14 protein-coding genes and 1 tRNA gene are annotated in these 16,195 nt (G+C 57.5%); 8 read left to right on the top strand and 7 right to left on the bottom strand.

Annotated elements, in window-relative coordinates:
- Positions 1-207: 207 nt before the first annotated feature.
- The 6 genes from KR51_RS11205 to KR51_RS11180 form a co-directional block, all read right to left on the bottom strand.
- Positions 208-1,209: a FecCD family ABC transporter permease gene (locus tag KR51_RS11205; protein WP_332254554.1), complete on the bottom strand. Its 1,002-nt coding sequence runs from the start codon at positions 1,207-1,209 to the stop codon at positions 208-210.
- Between the two features lie 141 nt (positions 1,210-1,350).
- Complete coding sequence (locus KR51_RS11200; RefSeq protein ID WP_022607777.1) at positions 1,351-2,367, bottom strand: FecCD family ABC transporter permease; 1,017 nt, start codon at positions 2,365-2,367, stop codon at positions 1,351-1,353.
- A gap of 45 nt (positions 2,368-2,412) precedes the next feature.
- Positions 2,413-3,063, bottom strand: coding sequence for an ExbD/TolR family protein (locus tag KR51_RS11195; protein WP_022607776.1), 651 nt, complete (start codon positions 3,061-3,063; stop codon positions 2,413-2,415).
- Between the two features lie 366 nt (positions 3,064-3,429).
- Positions 3,430-3,503, bottom strand: a tRNA-Pro gene (locus tag KR51_RS11190).
- 105 nt (positions 3,504-3,608) lie between these two features.
- Entirely contained in the window at positions 3,609-4,952 is a 1,344-nt protein-coding gene (gene dnaA / locus KR51_RS11185) for a chromosomal replication initiator protein DnaA (protein WP_040656009.1), read from the bottom strand.
- A 477-nt stretch (positions 4,953-5,429) separates the two neighbouring features.
- Positions 5,430-6,173, bottom strand: a complete 744-nt coding sequence (locus tag KR51_RS11180; protein WP_232214596.1) for a precorrin-2 C(20)-methyltransferase — start codon at positions 6,171-6,173, stop codon at positions 5,430-5,432.
- 976 nt (positions 6,174-7,149) lie between these two features.
- Between KR51_RS11180 and KR51_RS11175 the strand changes: the two genes are divergently transcribed.
- From KR51_RS11175 to KR51_RS11145, 8 genes are all read left to right on the top strand, one after another.
- Positions 7,150-8,862, top strand: a complete 1,713-nt coding sequence (locus tag KR51_RS11175; protein WP_022607773.1) for a DUF3352 domain-containing protein — start codon at positions 7,150-7,152, stop codon at positions 8,860-8,862.
- 221 nt (positions 8,863-9,083) lie between these two features.
- Positions 9,084-9,611: an RDD family protein gene (locus tag KR51_RS11170; RefSeq protein WP_022607771.1), complete on the top strand. Its 528-nt coding sequence runs from the start codon at positions 9,084-9,086 to the stop codon at positions 9,609-9,611.
- Between the two features lie 45 nt (positions 9,612-9,656).
- Positions 9,657-9,851 (top strand): 50S ribosomal protein L33, encoded by a 195-nt coding sequence (rpmG, locus tag KR51_RS18335; RefSeq protein WP_022607769.1) that lies wholly within the window; start codon positions 9,657-9,659, stop codon positions 9,849-9,851.
- A gap of 111 nt (positions 9,852-9,962) precedes the next feature.
- Complete coding sequence (gene rpsR / locus KR51_RS11165; protein ID WP_022607767.1) at positions 9,963-10,178, top strand: 30S ribosomal protein S18; 216 nt, start codon at positions 9,963-9,965, stop codon at positions 10,176-10,178.
- 117 nt (positions 10,179-10,295) lie between these two features.
- Positions 10,296-12,314 carry a ribonuclease catalytic domain-containing protein gene (locus KR51_RS11160; RefSeq protein ID WP_022607764.1) on the top strand — a complete coding sequence of 673 codons (2,019 nt, stop codon included), beginning with the start codon at positions 10,296-10,298 and terminating at the stop codon, positions 12,312-12,314.
- 45 nt (positions 12,315-12,359) lie between these two features.
- Positions 12,360-12,713, top strand: a complete 354-nt coding sequence (locus KR51_RS11155; RefSeq protein WP_022607762.1) for a hypothetical protein — start codon at positions 12,360-12,362, stop codon at positions 12,711-12,713.
- A 411-nt stretch (positions 12,714-13,124) separates the two neighbouring features.
- The gene (locus KR51_RS11150) at positions 13,125-14,150 is read left to right on the top strand and encodes a daunorubicin resistance protein DrrA family ABC transporter ATP-binding protein (RefSeq protein ID WP_022607758.1); all 1,026 of its coding nucleotides are present in this window, start codon (positions 13,125-13,127) and stop codon (positions 14,148-14,150) included.
- A gap of 183 nt (positions 14,151-14,333) precedes the next feature.
- Positions 14,334-15,200: an ABC transporter permease gene (locus KR51_RS11145; RefSeq protein WP_022607756.1), complete on the top strand. Its 867-nt coding sequence runs from the start codon at positions 14,334-14,336 to the stop codon at positions 15,198-15,200.
- A gap of 76 nt (positions 15,201-15,276) precedes the next feature.
- Here KR51_RS11145 and KR51_RS11140 read toward each other — a convergent pair whose 3' ends face one another.
- Positions 15,277-16,032 carry a phosphoadenylyl-sulfate reductase gene (locus KR51_RS11140; protein WP_022607755.1) on the bottom strand — a complete coding sequence of 252 codons (756 nt, stop codon included), beginning with the start codon at positions 16,030-16,032 and terminating at the stop codon, positions 15,277-15,279.
- Positions 16,033-16,195 lie beyond the last annotated feature (163 nt).

Below are 16,195 nucleotides of genomic sequence, written 5' to 3'. Positions count from 1 at the left end.
TACCAAACAGTTCGCCTAACCTCGCTGAAATTCCATGGGGAGCACTCATTAAAGGTTCAAAGACGCGGTCTGCTAATGGGCCAGCAATCGGTATTGCCAGTGCGATCGTACCGATCGGGAAAAGGCTAAAATGAAGTTGTGCCGACCATATCATCATTGAATATCAGTCAAATTCCGATTGATTTTGTCGAGTTCATCCATCTAAATTTAGCGATCGCGATTGCGGTAAAGTAGCCATAGAAAATAGGGCGCACCGATCACGGCAGTAATCACACCACACGGCAGTTCAATTGGCGCAAATAACAACCGTCCAGTTAAATCTGCAAGTTCAACAATGCAAGCTCCCACCAGTGCTGCCACTGGAATCAGCCCGGCATGGGATGGCCCAACCAACTGCCGCGCCAAATGAGGAGCCATTAAGCCAATGAAACCGATCGTGCCTGCGTTTGCAACTGAGGCTCCAGCGAGCGCAACCACACATACTAACAGCAAGCCCCGCATCCATTCCACCCGACTGCCTAGCCCCTGGGCCAAGTGATCTCCTAGATTGAGCGTATCCAGATCTCGCGCCAGCACTAGCGACAGGGGCATAAAAACAATCAGCCACGGCAGCAGAGGCCAGAGATGTTCCCAACTGCGACCGTAGACACTGCCCGTTAGCCAGACTAAGGCTTGGCTGACGTTGTAGATGTTCCCGAAGGTAATCATCAAGCTGGTGCAGGCTCCCGTCAAAGCGGTTAGACCAACGCCCACCAAGATTAAGCGAACCGGCGAACTGCCTTGATTCCAGGCCAAGAGATAAATTGCGATCGCAGCTCCTAAGCCACCTAAAAATGCGGCTACGGGCAGCCAGCCAACAGGAACCTGTGGCAGCAATACGATCGAAGCCACGGCAACCAAGCTGGCCCCCGAATTAATGCCAATAATTTCGGGGGCAGCCAGGGGATTACGCGTCAATCCCTGTAAGACTGTCCCCGCTGTAGCTAGTCCCATACCGACCAGAAGTGCCACCAGAGCACGAGGCAAACGCAGCGTGTTGATCACAAATTCATAGTCTGGATTAGCGGGTAGACCCAGAATCGTTTTCACCACCTCCAAAGGCGGTACCGGATATTCACCCTGGCTGACATTAAACACCAGAGACAGCAAAGCCATTGCCACTAAAGCAACCAAAACCACAGGCACCCGCCGATCAACCCGAAAAGACACAGGCGATCGTCGCGGTCGGATGGAAATCCAGGGTTTGGTTACCGGCATGGGTCAGGGGAGTTATGAGGGTAGATGGATGGGATGGCAAATGGGTAGGGGCGAATGCCATTCGCCCTTAAAATCACGAAATTCAGGAGGGCGTCATCGTTTGATCTGAGATCGCGCTAAATAGATAAAGAACGGTGCGCCGACGAGAGCAGTCATGATGCCGACGGGTAGCTCTTGAGGGCGAATGATTAGTCGCGCTGCAATGTCAGCAACTGACAACAGGATGCCGCCTGCAATCATGGCGTAGGGCAAAATCCAGCGATAGTCTACGCCGACACCAAACCGGACAACGTGGGGGACGACCAAGCCTACAAAGGCGATGGGGCCAGCCAACGCCACGGCGCTACCTGCCAGCAATACCACTGTCACAGCAGCGGCAGCTTTGATCCAGACCGTTTGCAAACCCAGTCCTTGAGCCACATCTTCACCGAGGGATAGCAGGGTGAGTTGCCGTCCAAGCGTTAGGGAACCGATCAGCCCGACGCAAATGTAGGGCAAAATCGGCAGCAAGCTGCTCATGTCCTGCCCTGCTAGCGATCCTGCTAGCCAAAAGCGAATTTCCTCCAGAGTGCGCTGACTGAGGATGAGCACTCCGGTCGTGATTGAACTGAGTAAATAGCTCAGTGCAGCCCCAGCAATCACTAGCTTCAGCGGTGTGAGGCCGCTGCGCCCCATTGAGCCGAGCCAGTACACGGTCACAGCTGCGATCGCAGCTCCGATAAAGGCAAACCCCACGGCTCTACTCCCGATCCCGAGGAAAACAGCCAGCACCATTGCTAAGGCTGCGCCGACGTTAATCCCCAGGATATCTGGAGCAGCGAGGGGATTCCGCGTCAGCCCTTGGGTAATCGCTCCGGCGGCAGCCAGTGCTGCTCCGACGACAACAGCCATAATTGCTCGGGGCAGGCGCACCGTCCGGATAATTAAGTGATTAGTGGAGCCATCAAACTCAGACAGAGACTGCCATACCATAGTTGGGCTGATGTCGGCTGCGCCCAGCAAAATGCCAGCTAAAAAGCAGAGACAGAGTAAAACGACCCCGATACCTAAACCGAGAATCAGCCCGATTGATGACTGCTTGAACTGTAGCGGAGAAGTTGCAAACGGCATTATGACAAGACTGAGAATGTAGAGAATTTCTAGACCGACTGGATATTAATCAGATTGAGCTGAATCAGGCGCTGAACCGGGTTGAGTAGCAATACCCAAAACAGCCTCTTCAACTTCCCGCAGCCAATCCATCACCGCAATGACCTGACCGTGGCTGACTGCTTTGTCAGCGTTGATTACCACAATGGTGCTTTGCGTTTCGTCCATCAGCGATCGCACACCTGCCTGTAACTCATTTAATTCAATTGCTTCTCGGTTTAACGAAATATCGTTGCCTTCATTGACAGTGACGGTCACTCTAGTTTGCTGCTGCGTTTCAACCGTTGCCGCCTTTGAAAAGTTGACGGGTAAACTGTCCGAACGAGTCAAAAACAGTGTTGATACGACGAAGAACGTGAAAATTGCAAAAATGACATCAATTATAGGCAAGATGTTGAGTTCAAAGGATTCATCTTGCTCATCAGGCAGATACATGGGCTTTCTCCTGTGGATACAAAACCTCTTAGTGGTCTCATACAGGATTTCTAGATAAAGGATTTCTAGCTGTCCACCATACTCCTGAATCATCGCCACTTGGCGCTTAAAATGATCGCGAAACAGATTAGCAAACAGCATTGTGAAAATTGCAACTACCAAGCCAGCCGCAGTTGAGATTAAGAGGCCATTTGAAAAATCGGATTGCGCGAAATCGGGCACATGCCTCGCGACGAGGAAATAGGAATTTAGGGGTATTTCTACGGATCGATTAGGGTACTCTGATACCCGACTAGTCCCTTTTCAAACAGCCTCTTAGAATCTGGTAATCCGATAGAAAAGTGTATAGTTTCCCCTGAAGCCGCCGCCTTAATCGCAAACGACCTAGATATTCCTCGATAGACACGTTGCATTTGGGCGACTTCGTTCGGGTAGTTGTTTGCATAATTCATACCCATTTCGTACCCAAATACTAGCTAAAGTGCCTAAAACTGGTCCAACTAGCGTGGGTTTCACCCTGGTCTATAAGCACCTCAAGATGGTGTTCGAAAAGCGCAAAGCCCGCTCAACGAGAGGGCTTTGCATATATCGGAGCGGCGGGATTTGAACCCACGACCCCCACTACCCCAAAGTGGTGCGCTACCAAGCTGCGCTACGCCCCGGATAACGGCTCCTAATATAGCACAGCCATTTATCAGCTCTAGGTTGTAATCCCGATCGATACCGAGCGCTCGCGATGCTCCCCGGAGGATTTGCCTATCGTCTGGTTAGCGATCGCCGAGGGCAATGCGCTCGGTCAGCAGGCGGAGGATTTGAGAGAGTTCGGGGTTGGTTTGCTGGAGGTCGCGGATTTTGTTGTAGCTGTAAATGACGGTTGTGTGGTCTTTCCCCCCAAAAACGTCACCAATCCGCGGCAGGCTTAAATCCGTGTGCTCCCGCATCAGGTACATCCCGACTTGGCGGGCAAAGCCGATTTCCCGGCGGCGCGAGCTGCTTTGCATGTCGTCGATCGAAACACTGAAGCGCTCGGAGACGATTTGCAAAATCGCCTCGGGTGTTACCGCAACCCGGCGGGGAACGGCCGGGGCGAGCAACTTCGCGACCGCCTCGATGGTCAGGGGCACCTCCTCGATCGAGGAATAAGCGATCGCGCGGGTTAGCGCGCCTTCGAGCTCCCGCACGTTAACGGTGTGGCGCGTGGCAATATATTCAACAACGTCGTGTGGCAGCGAGTGTCGCTCGGCTTCGGCTTTTTTGTGCAGGATAGCCATGCGCGTCTCTAGGTCTGGAATCTGCATGTCGGCAGTCATACCCATGGCAAAGCGCGAGGTCAACCGCTCGGAACAGCGAGGAATCTGGTCCGGCGGGCGATCGGAGGCGAGCACGACTTGCTTGCCCGCTTCGTGAAGCGTGTTGAATGCGTGGAAGATTTCTTCCTGGGTGGCTTCGCTATTCTCGATGAACTGGATGTCGTCAAGAAGCAGCACATCGGCAGAGCGGATGCGATCGCGGAAATCTTTGCGGCGATCGTGCTTGAGCGCATCGACGAGATCGTTGGTGAACTGCTCGGTAGAGATGTAGCATACCGTCGCGTTGGGCTCGGTGCTCAGCCGGTGATGTCCGATCGCTTGCATCAAATGGGTTTTGCCCAGACCGACGCCACCCCAAATGAACAATGGGTTGTAGCAATTGCCGGGATTGTCCGCCACAGCCAGGGCTGCGCTATGAGCAAAGCGATTGCAGTTGCCGCTGACAAACCGCTTGAACGTGTATTTCGGGTTGAGACTGCCGCGCGCGCGCGCTATAGGTGCTGGCGCGGGCGGGCGAACTGCGGGAACGAGCTGAGGCTGAGGTTCGCTCTGCAGGTCTTCCGCTGTAGCGATCCGCACCGCCAAGGGATAACCCAGAACTTCCTGGATGGCAGCGGCGGTCTTGTCGCTAATGTGCTTTTGCAGCCAGTCGCGAGTGAAGGGATCTGGAGCGCACAGCGTCAGGCACTCGGTCGTGAGCGCTTCTGCAACGAGTTTGGCAACCAGGTTGTCATACATGCCTCTGGGCAATTGCACGCGAAGCTGGGACAGAACTTGAGTCCAAAGTTGCTGCGGGGACATCGGGACGACAGCGAAGGGGAGATGACGGGGCACGGCCGTTCGCCTCAGTCGACGATCTCGTCCGAGGCACTGCCACCAGTGCGTACCCCAGTCTAAAAGCAACCTCACGATCTCGACATTGACTTTTGCAAAGTTCTTGCAACGCGATCGTCATTCCATCAAATTCCCTCTGGGCAAGGGTTTGAAGCACTCAATACCAATAATTCAGTTGCCCTCCGAACCTGGCAATCGCCCGCCTGGCAGTCGCTTGCGGGCGCGGATGGATCGAGGTCGCATGTGCGGGATCGCATAACCACCATTTCCTGCTCAAGAGAACCAATAGCGGCATTTGACCTCCATAAAGCGAACTATTGAGAGTCCAAAAGGTACAGATGTAAAGAAATATTAAAGGCGCTCGCTGCGCGAGCGCCGGTTAAGAGATCGCCAAACTGTTTACAATTGCATCGACCAAAACCAGCACCTCCCGAACCGTCCCCCCTATTGGGAGGTATGAAGCCCTATTGGCGATCGCGTTTGGACGACCAATAGCGAGAAGTATGGCAGTTTCAGGTCGCGGCGATCGCGCAGGTCGGCGAGGATTTCTTGTCCGGGTTGGGTGGCGCGCACCACCACCCAACTGCTGGCGAGCAAGTCGCGCGATTGCAGTATGTCCCACACTTGCACGTAGGACGAACTGACCTTGAGCAAAACGACCGCATCCGCCCAGTCCAGCGCCTGCTCGAGTTCTCCGACAGCGTAAAGTGCGGGCAAGACCGCTAGCTTGCGATCGCGCGCCACCAGCGGGATACCGAGGGCAGCAGCGGCGGCGATCGGCGAGATGACTCCAGGCACGACTTCGATACGGGCTTCGGGATAACGCAATCGCAAGGTTTGCGATAAGTACGCGAACGTTCCATAAAACCCCGCATCGCCCTCGCAAGCAAATGCCACCGATCGCCCGCTCTTGAGATGCTCCCAGACGCAGTCGCTGGCTGCAGTCCACGCTTGTTGTTGGATATCTGGAACGCGGGCGAAGGAAAAGTACAGCGGCAATCGGATCTGTTTCGGTTGCAACCACGGTGCTACGATCCGCTCGGCCAATCCTGGTTCGCCGTCGCGTCCGGAGGGATAGGCCACGACATCTGCCTGCTGCAAAATACGAACGCCTTTAATAGCAATCAGTTCTGGATCGCCCGGACCAACACTGACGCCATACAAGATTCCCGATTGCAACGTACCCAATTGCCTCTCCGAATCGCCTGCCACATCGACCGCCATCATAGCCGGAGGTTACAAACTGCTAGCAGCCACTAATTGGAACAGTTTATGTTTGCTCCGACGGTCTAACCAGCTGCAATCGAAGGCGGTAGAACGGCTTGGCAAAACTGGACGTGTCACTGCCGGAAGGGAATCATGCTACGACAATTGGGAGCCCTGTGCGGAGTTTTCATCCTCGGGTTTTCGCGACTGCCTGCTCCTACTGCCTGCTTATAGCGTCACTGAAGCGCGATCGCCAGTTGGTTTCTTATCGACCGGTGCAGCAACCCCACCTGTGGTTGCTGCAATCCTTTTCCTCCAACTGCAATTGCAACTGCTGCCGACCTCGCGATCTACGCGCGCGTCCGCCATGTCTTCAACCTTCAGAGCTTCGGACCGCTACCGGGCGACCTAGACCGCCTACTAGCCATGGGCCTCGATGCCATATATTACCCATGTCAACCCCCCGATGGTGATGCCGAAACGCGCGCTGCCTGGCTTAGTCCCCATAGCACGATCCGGCGGACGAGCCTGGCAACTGCTGTTTCGCGAGGCTTCCTACAACATCCGAGCCGACCGGCCGAATCGAGCTAGGTCGCTGCAAAACTAGGTTCGCCGTTCTCGCCCAAAGCACAAAAGGTTATCGACGAGAGCCCGCGCGATCTTCAAGCCGCACTTAGGTTCGGTAGCCCCGCAGCCATGCACCGTTAACGCGTTCGATCGCGCTCCACTCCTCACCAAGGCATGGCGCCCCCAAAGTCGATTTGTCCGCCTTCTAGGCGATCGTCCAACGCGCGCGGCTGCAGCTGCCGACTGCGCGCGTATCTCCCGCTTCTCTCTCCCTCAAATAAAGTTATTCGACGCGCTAGTGATGAATTTGCTGCGCGATCGCGGTCCGCCCGTCAGCGACGGGCCCGCGGCAACCGTATAGACTACTTGTGAGCTTGCGTGCGATAGGAACATGAAATTGCGTTCGTTTTTATTGGTGCTGGCAGCCGGAGCGCTGAGTCTGGTAGCGATTGCGGCAGCCGGGGTTTTCTGGATCCTGAGCGACAGTCCGCTCGACTTGCGCGACGGCGGCGTCGAAGCACATCCCGAAGCAGCGGTGTTCGTCCCCCGGCAAGCACCGCTGATGGGGTCGTTGCTGGTAGACGTCGATCGCCTCGTCGCCTATCGTCAATTGCTTGCGCCCGTGCTGCAGCGCTCGCGCTCGTATCGAGAACTGGAACGCCTCAAAGCCGACCTCCTCGACGGCACCCGATTGAATTACGCCCGGGATATTCAGCCGTGGCTCGGTCGAGAACTGACCTTCGCCGTCACCAGCCTCGATTACGATCGCGACCCAGACAACGGCGTGCAGCCCGGATACCTGCTGGTGGCAACCACTGATAATGGCGATCGCGCCCGAGAGTTTTTGCAGGCGTACTATTCGCGCCAAGCCGCCGCGGGAACGACGGATTTGGTTTTCGAGCAGTACAAGGGCACCAACATTATTTATCGCCGCCCCGTGCCCGGATATCAGGGCTCGGACGCCCTTGCCAGTGCCGTTGTCGGCGATCGCTTCGTCTTGTTTGCCAACCATCCCAAAGTGCTGCGCGAGGCTCTCACTGACGTGCAAGTGCCCGCGTTGAACTTACTGGGCTCGAAACCCTACCAGCATGCCCTACCAACGCTCACTACCCCTCGCATCGGCGAAGTTTTCGCGAATGTGCCGGCGATCGCCGCATGGCTGGCCGGCAAGCCGGCGCTCGCGCCACCAGAAAGCGAGCAAACCTTAACCGTGGCGCTTTCGGTCAATCCATTTGGAGTGAGCGCACAAACCGCGCTGCAGGGCATCGGCACGCCCGGCGATCGCGCTCCTGCCCTGCACGAACCCGTAGGCGCACTCCGCTACGTCCCGGCCGGCAGTACCCTTGCGATCGCGGGGTCCGATTTGGCGCAGTTGTGGGCGGATTTGGATGCCGACTTCGCTCCTGCCAGTCCGGTGGCGCAGTTGCTAGGGCAGTGGCGCGATCGCCTGCAGGATGGGGTCGGTCTTGACGTGCCCGAGGCGATTTTTAGCTGGGTGCACGGCGAGTATGCTCTCGCGCTCCTGCCGGGGAGCACCTCTGATAGTCAGGGCGACTGGATTTTTGTTGCGGAGAAAGTGCCGACCGACGACCCAGAGGCTACAGCCGCGGCTGCAATCGCCCGCATCGACCGCGCAGCAGCAGATGGCGGTTTGGGCATCGGGACGTTTTCGCTCGACGGCCGGGCAGTGACGGCCTGGACGCAGCTTCAGGCAGCCGCACCCGTCGACTTGCACACCCAAGCGGGACTGCAGCTCGACGCGCGGGTTAAGGGCGTCCGCATAACGGTAGGTAATTACGTGGTGTTGGCCAGTTCGCTGGCAGCAATTGCGCAGGTGAGCCACGATGAAGCCGACTCGCTGCTCGCTCGTGCGACCTTTCAGGACGCCATCCAATCGCTACCGGATGATAACGACGGCTATTTATACCTCGATTGGCGCGGCAGTCGTGCAAACCTAGAGCAGCAACTGCCTCTGTTGAGAGCGATCGAACTAGCCGGTCAACCCCTATTCGACCATCTCGGTGCAGTGGCGCTCAGCAGTCGCGGCAGCCAGGATGACGTAAGGCAGGCAACGGTCTCGTTGCGGTTGGTCGGGACGGAATAACCAGGGTGCAGCCGCCGCTTCGAGCAGGCTCGATCGCCAGACCAGTCGCTGCTCGCTCGATTTAGATCCGAGCCAGCAGCGATCTGCACCGCGGCCGGCGATCGCTGCCGCCCCTCACCATTCGGATGTGGCAATGGCTTGGTGCGGGATTCAGTCCCAATGCACCATTCGCACGGCAGGTCAATTAAAGTTAAGGAGCTACCTTGCGCTCCAAACGTCTCATGCGCGACCGCCGCCCACCCCAGCACTATCCCAGCGCCCCGATTCTGCGCCGGATTTATGCTTTTTTGCTGGACTTTTGTGCGGTGTGGTTTGTCAGCTTGCTGGCAGCGCTACCTTTTTTTCAGTTCGTCGTTTTCTTCACCGGCTGGATGGTGCTGCGCGTTCTCGTCGTGGCGCGCTGGCGGGGTCAAAGCCTCGGGCGCTGGGCGTTCGATTTGATCGTCATCGACCCGCGTCGGCGGCGCATTCCCGACCTAATCGACCTGGCTAAGCGCGAAGGCGCGCTGGCGATCGCGGGCTACCTTGCCGTTTTCGGCATCGAGTATGGGTTGCCCAACGGTTTGTCCTTCTCGATCTTGATCTCGCCGCTCATTGCCGACTTGGTGGTGGCAATCGCCGATGAAAACCAGCTGGCCTTGCACGATCGCCTCGCCAATACCCTCGTGGTCCCGACGAAGCGCGGATTCTCCCTTGACGTGCGCGTGCGGCGCTGGGTTGCACTATTCAGCGATCGCGTGCAAAGATAGTTGTTTGTGTCTCAAAAAATGGCGGTACGGCCGTAGTCGCGTGTCATGGCAAGCAAGAAAGGCGTAAGAGTCATCATCACTCTGGAATGTACCGAGTGCCGGACGAACCCGAATAAGCGGAAGAACGGCGTCTCGCGCTACACCACCGAAAAGAACCGTCGCAATCAAACGGCGCGGATGGAGCTCAAAAAGTTTTGCCCGTGCTGCAACAAGCACACCATCCACAAAGAAACTAAGTAACGCCAACCGGACGGCAACGACGGCATCTGCCGCGCGGCCGGACGCCAGCTCCGTGCTAGCAAACGCACGACCGCACACCGCAACTGTATTAGCAATACTCGACAGCAAACGATGGCTTATTTCCGCAAGCGCCTTTCGCCGATCAAACCCGGCGATCCGATCGACTACAAGGATGTCGATTTGCTCCGCAAGTACATCACCGAGCGCGGCAAGATTCTCCCACGGCGGATTTCTGGCTTAACGGCCCGCCAGCAGCGCGAACTCACCATTGCCATCAAGCGCGCGCGCATGCTTGCTTTGCTGCCGTACGTCGATAGCGAAGGCTAACTCGCGCCCTCACTTTGCGGTTGCGAGCGTGTCGTCCCCGATTTCCAGCGCGTTCGCCTGCAACCCGGTCGATAGACTGGAGATCGAATTCAGTTCGCCATCCCGTAAGGATCCGAGGTGCAGAAAGGATCGCTAGTTGAGTTTCGCGTGCGCGGCGAGCGCCGGCTTGCTGTTGTCGAGCGTCCCGAGGGCAAGAAGCAGTGGGTCGCGATCGACGAGCGCGGTCAATCGCACACGCTGCATCCCCGCCAAGTCGAATACGAGGTCGAGGGCGGTCCGCAGCATGCCGCAGAGATCGAGACCTTCCTCACTCAGGTAGAACCCTATCTCGAGCCATCGCATTTGGAGGTGGCGTGGGAGCTGCTGTCAGAAACGGGCGAGGCGGTTGGACCGTCCGAGCTGGCCGTGCTGCTATTTTCCAGCCAGGAACCCGAGCAGTGCTATGCCGCTCACGTGCTTTTGGCAGACGACAAGTTTTACTTCAAGCGCAAGGGCGAGACCTACGAGCCGCGCTCGTCCGCGCAAGTGACCGAACTCAAGCACCAGAGTGCCGTCGAAGCCCAGCGGCGGTGCGAGAAAGCAGAGTTTCAAGAGCGCATCCGCGGCGCGCTTGCTGGCGAATTGGTTGGCTGGACCGACAGCGATCGCGCCCGCTTCGACGCGCTGGCGCGGTTTGCTCTGCATCCCGAACAGGACGTGCGCGTGGCGCGCGAGACCCTCAGCGACGTGGAACGCGCCCCAACTCCTCAAGGCGCGCTGCAGTTGTTGGTTGACTTGCGCGTCTGGAGCGAGCACGAGAATCTGTTTCTGCACCGCAGCGCTTATCCGCAGCAGTTTCCGCACCAGGTACTCGACGTGGCGCAGCAAACGCTCGCAACTCTGCCAACCGATTCCGATGGGGATCGGTTGGATTTGACCCATCTCAAGCTCTACACCATCGATGACGAAAGCACGTGCGAGATCGACGACGGACTGAGCGTGGAGGGACTCGACGACGGTCGAGAACGCATCTGGGTGCATATTGCCGACCCAACGCGCTTGTTGGTGCCCGAAGACGCTCTCGATCGCGAGGCGCGTCGCCGCAGCACGAGTCTGTATCTGCCAACGGGCACGATTTCGATGTTTCCGGCCGAGCTAGCAACCGGACCGATGAGCCTGGTCCAAGGGCAAATTTGTCCGGCGCTTAGCTTTGGCGTGATTTTGGACGACGACGGCGCGATCGCCGAGTACGAGATCCACGCCAGCTTGGTGCGGCCGACCTATCGCCTCACCTACGACGACGTGGACGAGATGCTGGAGTTGGGACTGCGTGCCGAGCCGGAAATTGCGTCGCTAGCGGCTGGTGCCGAACGGCGGCGGCAGTGGCGGCAGACTCAAGGCTCGATCGAAATCAACATGCCCGAATGCGTCATCAAGGTCGATGCCGAGGAACAGATTGCCATTCAAGTACTGGATGCGTCGCGCGCGCGCCAGCTCGTAGCCGAGATGATGATCCTGGCTGGGGAAACCGCCGGACGCTTTGCTCGCGATCGCGAGGTAACGATGCCGTTTCGCGGGCAGCCGCAGCCGGAGCTGCCCTCGGAGGACGAACTGTTGCAGTTACCAGCCGGACCCGTACGCGACTGTGCCGTGCGCGGCTGCATGACCCGCAGCGAGATGGGGATCGTGCCTGCTCGTCATGCCGGTCTCGGACTCGATGTCTACGTACAAGTGACCTCTCCAATCCGTCGCTATATCGACTTATTGGGGCATTTTCAGCTCAAAGCGCATCTACGGGGTGAAGAGTTACCATTCACTGCCGAACAGGTGCAAGCCATTACCTCAAGTGCAGCCTCAGCGGCCTACGAAGCCGTTCAAGTCGAGCGTCAGACTAAGCGTTACTGGGGCCTAGAGTATTTGCGCCGTCATGCCAACCAGCCCTGGCAGGCGCTGATTTTACGATGGCTCCGCCCGGACGAGAAACTCGGCATCCTCTTAATCGAAGACCTTGGATTAGAGCTTCCACATCGCTTTCAGCTCGACGTCAACCTCGGCGATCGCGTAGAAGTGGAGGTGATTGCTGCCGACCCGCGTCAGGACTTGATTCGCTTTCGCGAACGCGTGCCGGAAACCGAGCCGGCGGCCACAGCCGGTTAGCACGCCCTTAGCCGCCGCCATCCGATTTTCGATTTGGTGCTTGCCATGTTTCAACCCCATCGAATTGTCGCGCTCGCCCATGCCGACGCGCGGTTGTATGGAGAGGTCGTTCGGGCAATTCCGGCGCGCGGGACGCTGTGGGTGCGGCCGCTGCTGCTGGCGGCGATCGCGGCGGACGGCACTGTCACCTCGGTGCAAGACGCGCGCGCGGCGTCGGACTTGATTTTGCCGGCAGACTGGTTCGCGGCTTGTTTGGATACCGAGGCAATTCCACTGCTGGCGCAGCTACACGTACCGACAGCTGGCAAGCAAGCGATCGCGCCCCCGAACTTGCACCCTTTCATCGATCGCGTCTGTCGCCTGCAGGTTGGCGATTGCCGGAATGACTTGCCTCAATAATTGCCAACTCCCTAACAAGCTCGGGTCGCCGGCAGTGGAGTCGCCCGCTGTCGGGAAAGTTCGCGCGCTTGGCAAAATTTTAACCGTGCCTGTAGATACGCCACCCCTTAAGATGCGGGTTAAACGGAACCGAACGCTGAAACCACTTTTGTGAGGGGGCCGGATTTCTCGAAGACCGAACTTGGGCTGCATTCGGCTGCTCGGTCGAGAACAAGCCTCACTCGTCCCATGAGTCGGGGCTTAATGAGCATGAGATTTGTCTGATGAACTTGGAAAGGTCTTCTAAGCAAGACTTTCGAAGCCTTGCATTCCATAGAACCTACCGCCTTTAGGGCAGACACTTACAATAAAGCTAAATAGGCTTAACTTTTGTTAGCCGGAGCTTGACAAAGCTGAAATCGTACGAGGTCTATGTCTGTTGCCGTCGCTATCGAAAAGCTTCAGAAACACTACGGAACTGTCGAGGCTATTAAAGACGTAACTTTTGAGATCGATTCAGGCGAGATATTCGGACTGCTCGGTCCCAATGGTGCCGGTAAAACGACGACGATCCGGTGTGTGTGCACGCTCGCCAAGCCGGACGCCGGCAGGGTGGAGGTTTGTGGCGTTTCGGCGATCGACAACCCGCGTGCTGCTCGTCGCCGTCTCGGGTACGTGGCTCAGGAGGTGGCACTCGATAAAGTTCTGACCGGTCGCGAGCTCCTGCAACTGCAGGCAGCACTATACCACTTGCCGAAGTCACAGAGTAAAACTCGCATCGACGAACTGCTCGAGCTCTTGGAACTCGCCGAATACGCCGATCGCAAAACCGGGACTTATTCGGGTGGATTGCGCAAGCGCTTGGATCTCGCTGCAGGATTGCTCCACCAACCGAAGGTCCTGGTCCTCGACGAGCCGACAGTCGGTCTCGACATCGACAGTCGCCTGGCAGTGTGGAAGTTCCTGCAGCAATTGCGTGCCAGCGGCACGACAGTCCTGATCGCCAGCCATTACCTCGAGGAGATCGACTCCTTGGCCGATCGCGTAGCGATTATCGATCGCGGTACCGTTGTGGCCGCGGGACGACCGGAAGACCTCAAAGATCGGCTCGGCGGCGATCGCGTCACGCTTCGGGTAAGAGAGTTTGCCACTAACGAAGAAGCCGAAAAAGCCAAGTTCGTCCTGACCGAACTGCCGTTCGTGCGTCAGGCGATCGTCAATACCGCGCAGGGCAATTCGCTCAATCTCGTGGTCGACAGCAATGGAAATTCCCTGAGCGCGATCGAACGCGCCCTGCAGGACGCCAACCTACCGCTTTTCGGGATTTCCCAATCGCGGCCGAGCCTAGACGACGTTTATCTCGCCGCTACGGGACGCACGCTTACCGATGCCGAACTGGCTGCTGCCGGGATGCGCGACCTCAAAGCCGAAAAGAAGCAAGCTATGCGCGGTAGTTAAGCACGCAGTCCGTACGGGTCGTGCCGCCAAACCGACGTCTGCATTCACGCCTTCGGTGCTACTAGTCGCTCAACCGACCCTCCAAACCAAATGGCACTTGCGGCGATCGCAGACGACCCAACCCGCCGCTGGCAAGCCGACTAGACGTAACGAGAACTCACGCAACGCAAGGACCGATTCGCTATGAGCCAGAGCATCACACAACCGACTGTCTCGCCTAACGATCGCGCCAACGATCGCTTTATCGGCGAGTTCGTTCAGGAAACGCTCGCACTGACAACACGTTTGTTTATTCAGCTGCGGCGTCGTCCGTCGTCGCTGGCAGCCGGCGTCATCCAACCGCTGATGTGGTTGGTCTTGTTCGGCGCGCTTTTTTACAAAGCACCCGAGGGCTTGCTTGGCGGCGGTATCAGCTACGGTAAGTTTCTTGCCCCTGGCGTGATCGTGTTTACCGCATTTTCTGGTGCGCTCAATGCCGGCTTACCCGTGATGTTCGATCGCGAGTTTGGTTTTCTCAACCGCCTGCTCGTCGCACCGCTATCGTCGCGCTTTTCGATCGTTGCGGCCTCGACGATTTACATCATCAGCCTGGCACTGATTCAAACCGCCACAATCGTGGTGGCGAGCGCTCTGCTCGGGGCAGGATTGCCGGGTATCGGCGGCTTGGGGGCGATCGCCGCAATTGTCTTTGCGATCGTCTTCGGGGTCACTGCCTTGAGCTTGGGGCTGGCATTTGCCCTGCCCGGTCACGTCGAGCTCATTGCCGTGATTTTCGTGACGAACCTACCGCTGCTATTTGCTAGCACTGCCCTGGCACCGCTGGACTTCATGGCTGACTGGCTGCAGATCGTCGCGTCACTGAACCCGCTAACCTACGCGATCGAGCCGATTCGCTACATCTACACCCACGCCGATTGGACGCTCGGCAGCTCCGCAATGCAAACCGCATGGGGGTCGTTGTCATTTGGTACCGCAATGCTGGTTTTGGTAGGCTTCGATACGCTCGTGGTGGTGCTGGTGCAGCCGCTGCTGCGCCGCCGCTTTGCTTAACTCGCGATAAGTCAAGATCCGCAACTCGCTTGCAGATCCGGCAGCAGATCGGTTAACTGTTGGACTCCCGAGGTGGCTAGAGGAGACTAGAATTCAGGCTCTCGGCTTCACCCGGCGACTGCGGCAGATGTAATCCGCATTCTTGCTTGAGACCTTGAAAGCGAGTATCGCGCTCGTGAGTATCGTCAGCTCCGAGCGGCCGGCTGGAGTGCCAGTCGCCAACGGTCGAGTACCCCGCTTCGAACAGGGGATGCTGCGGCAGGTCGTTGTTTTGGATGTAGTAGTAAACATCCTTCGACGACCAGTTGACGATTGGATAAATCTTGTAGCGACCGTCTTGTAAATTGACCCGTCCCAAAGCTTGTCGACTTTCGGTTTGTTGGCGGCGCAATCCAGCCAGCCAAGCCGTTGTACCCAAATCGGTTAATGCTTGTTGCATCGGTTCGACTTTGCGGATGCGATCGTACTGGTTCAGCGCGTCTACCGTGCCGCGCTCCCACAGCTTTCCATAGATTGCCTCCATGCGGGCGGGACTGATCGGTGATTGGTATACGTGTAGGTTGAGTTGGAGACACTCGCTCAACTCATCGGCGTAGCGATAGGTTTCTGGTGGTAGATAACCGGTGTCGATCCAGATGACCGGGATGTTCGGGAGCTCGCGGGTGACTAGGTGTAGCATCACTGCGGATTGAATGCCGAAACTCGTGCTCAACACCAAGCCGTTCCCGAAGGTCTCGGATGCCCACTGCACGACACGCTCAGCATCTAAATCGACTAACCGCTCGTTAACGGCGGTCAGATCCAGTTTGGGCTTATCGACAACACCGGTCATTGATAGTCCTTCCTGTCCGTTCGACTGCGGGCGCGCTCTCTACAAAAACCGATCTCGCCTGAAACTGCCCGCTAGCTAGCAGATCGCCCGGGTCGCGTGCCACTCCCTCGGAATCCCCATACATGAGGGGCCCGCCGACCCCCAGTATAGGAGCAATGCGTTG

The organism is Rubidibacter lacunae KORDI 51-2 (genome assembly GCF_000473895.1).
In the GTDB taxonomy this organism is placed as follows: Bacteria; Cyanobacteriota; Cyanobacteriia; order Cyanobacteriales; family Rubidibacteraceae; genus Rubidibacter; species Rubidibacter lacunae.
The sequence above is the reverse complement of the archived record's forward strand: the minus strand, read 5'-3'. Positions and strand labels throughout refer to the sequence as shown.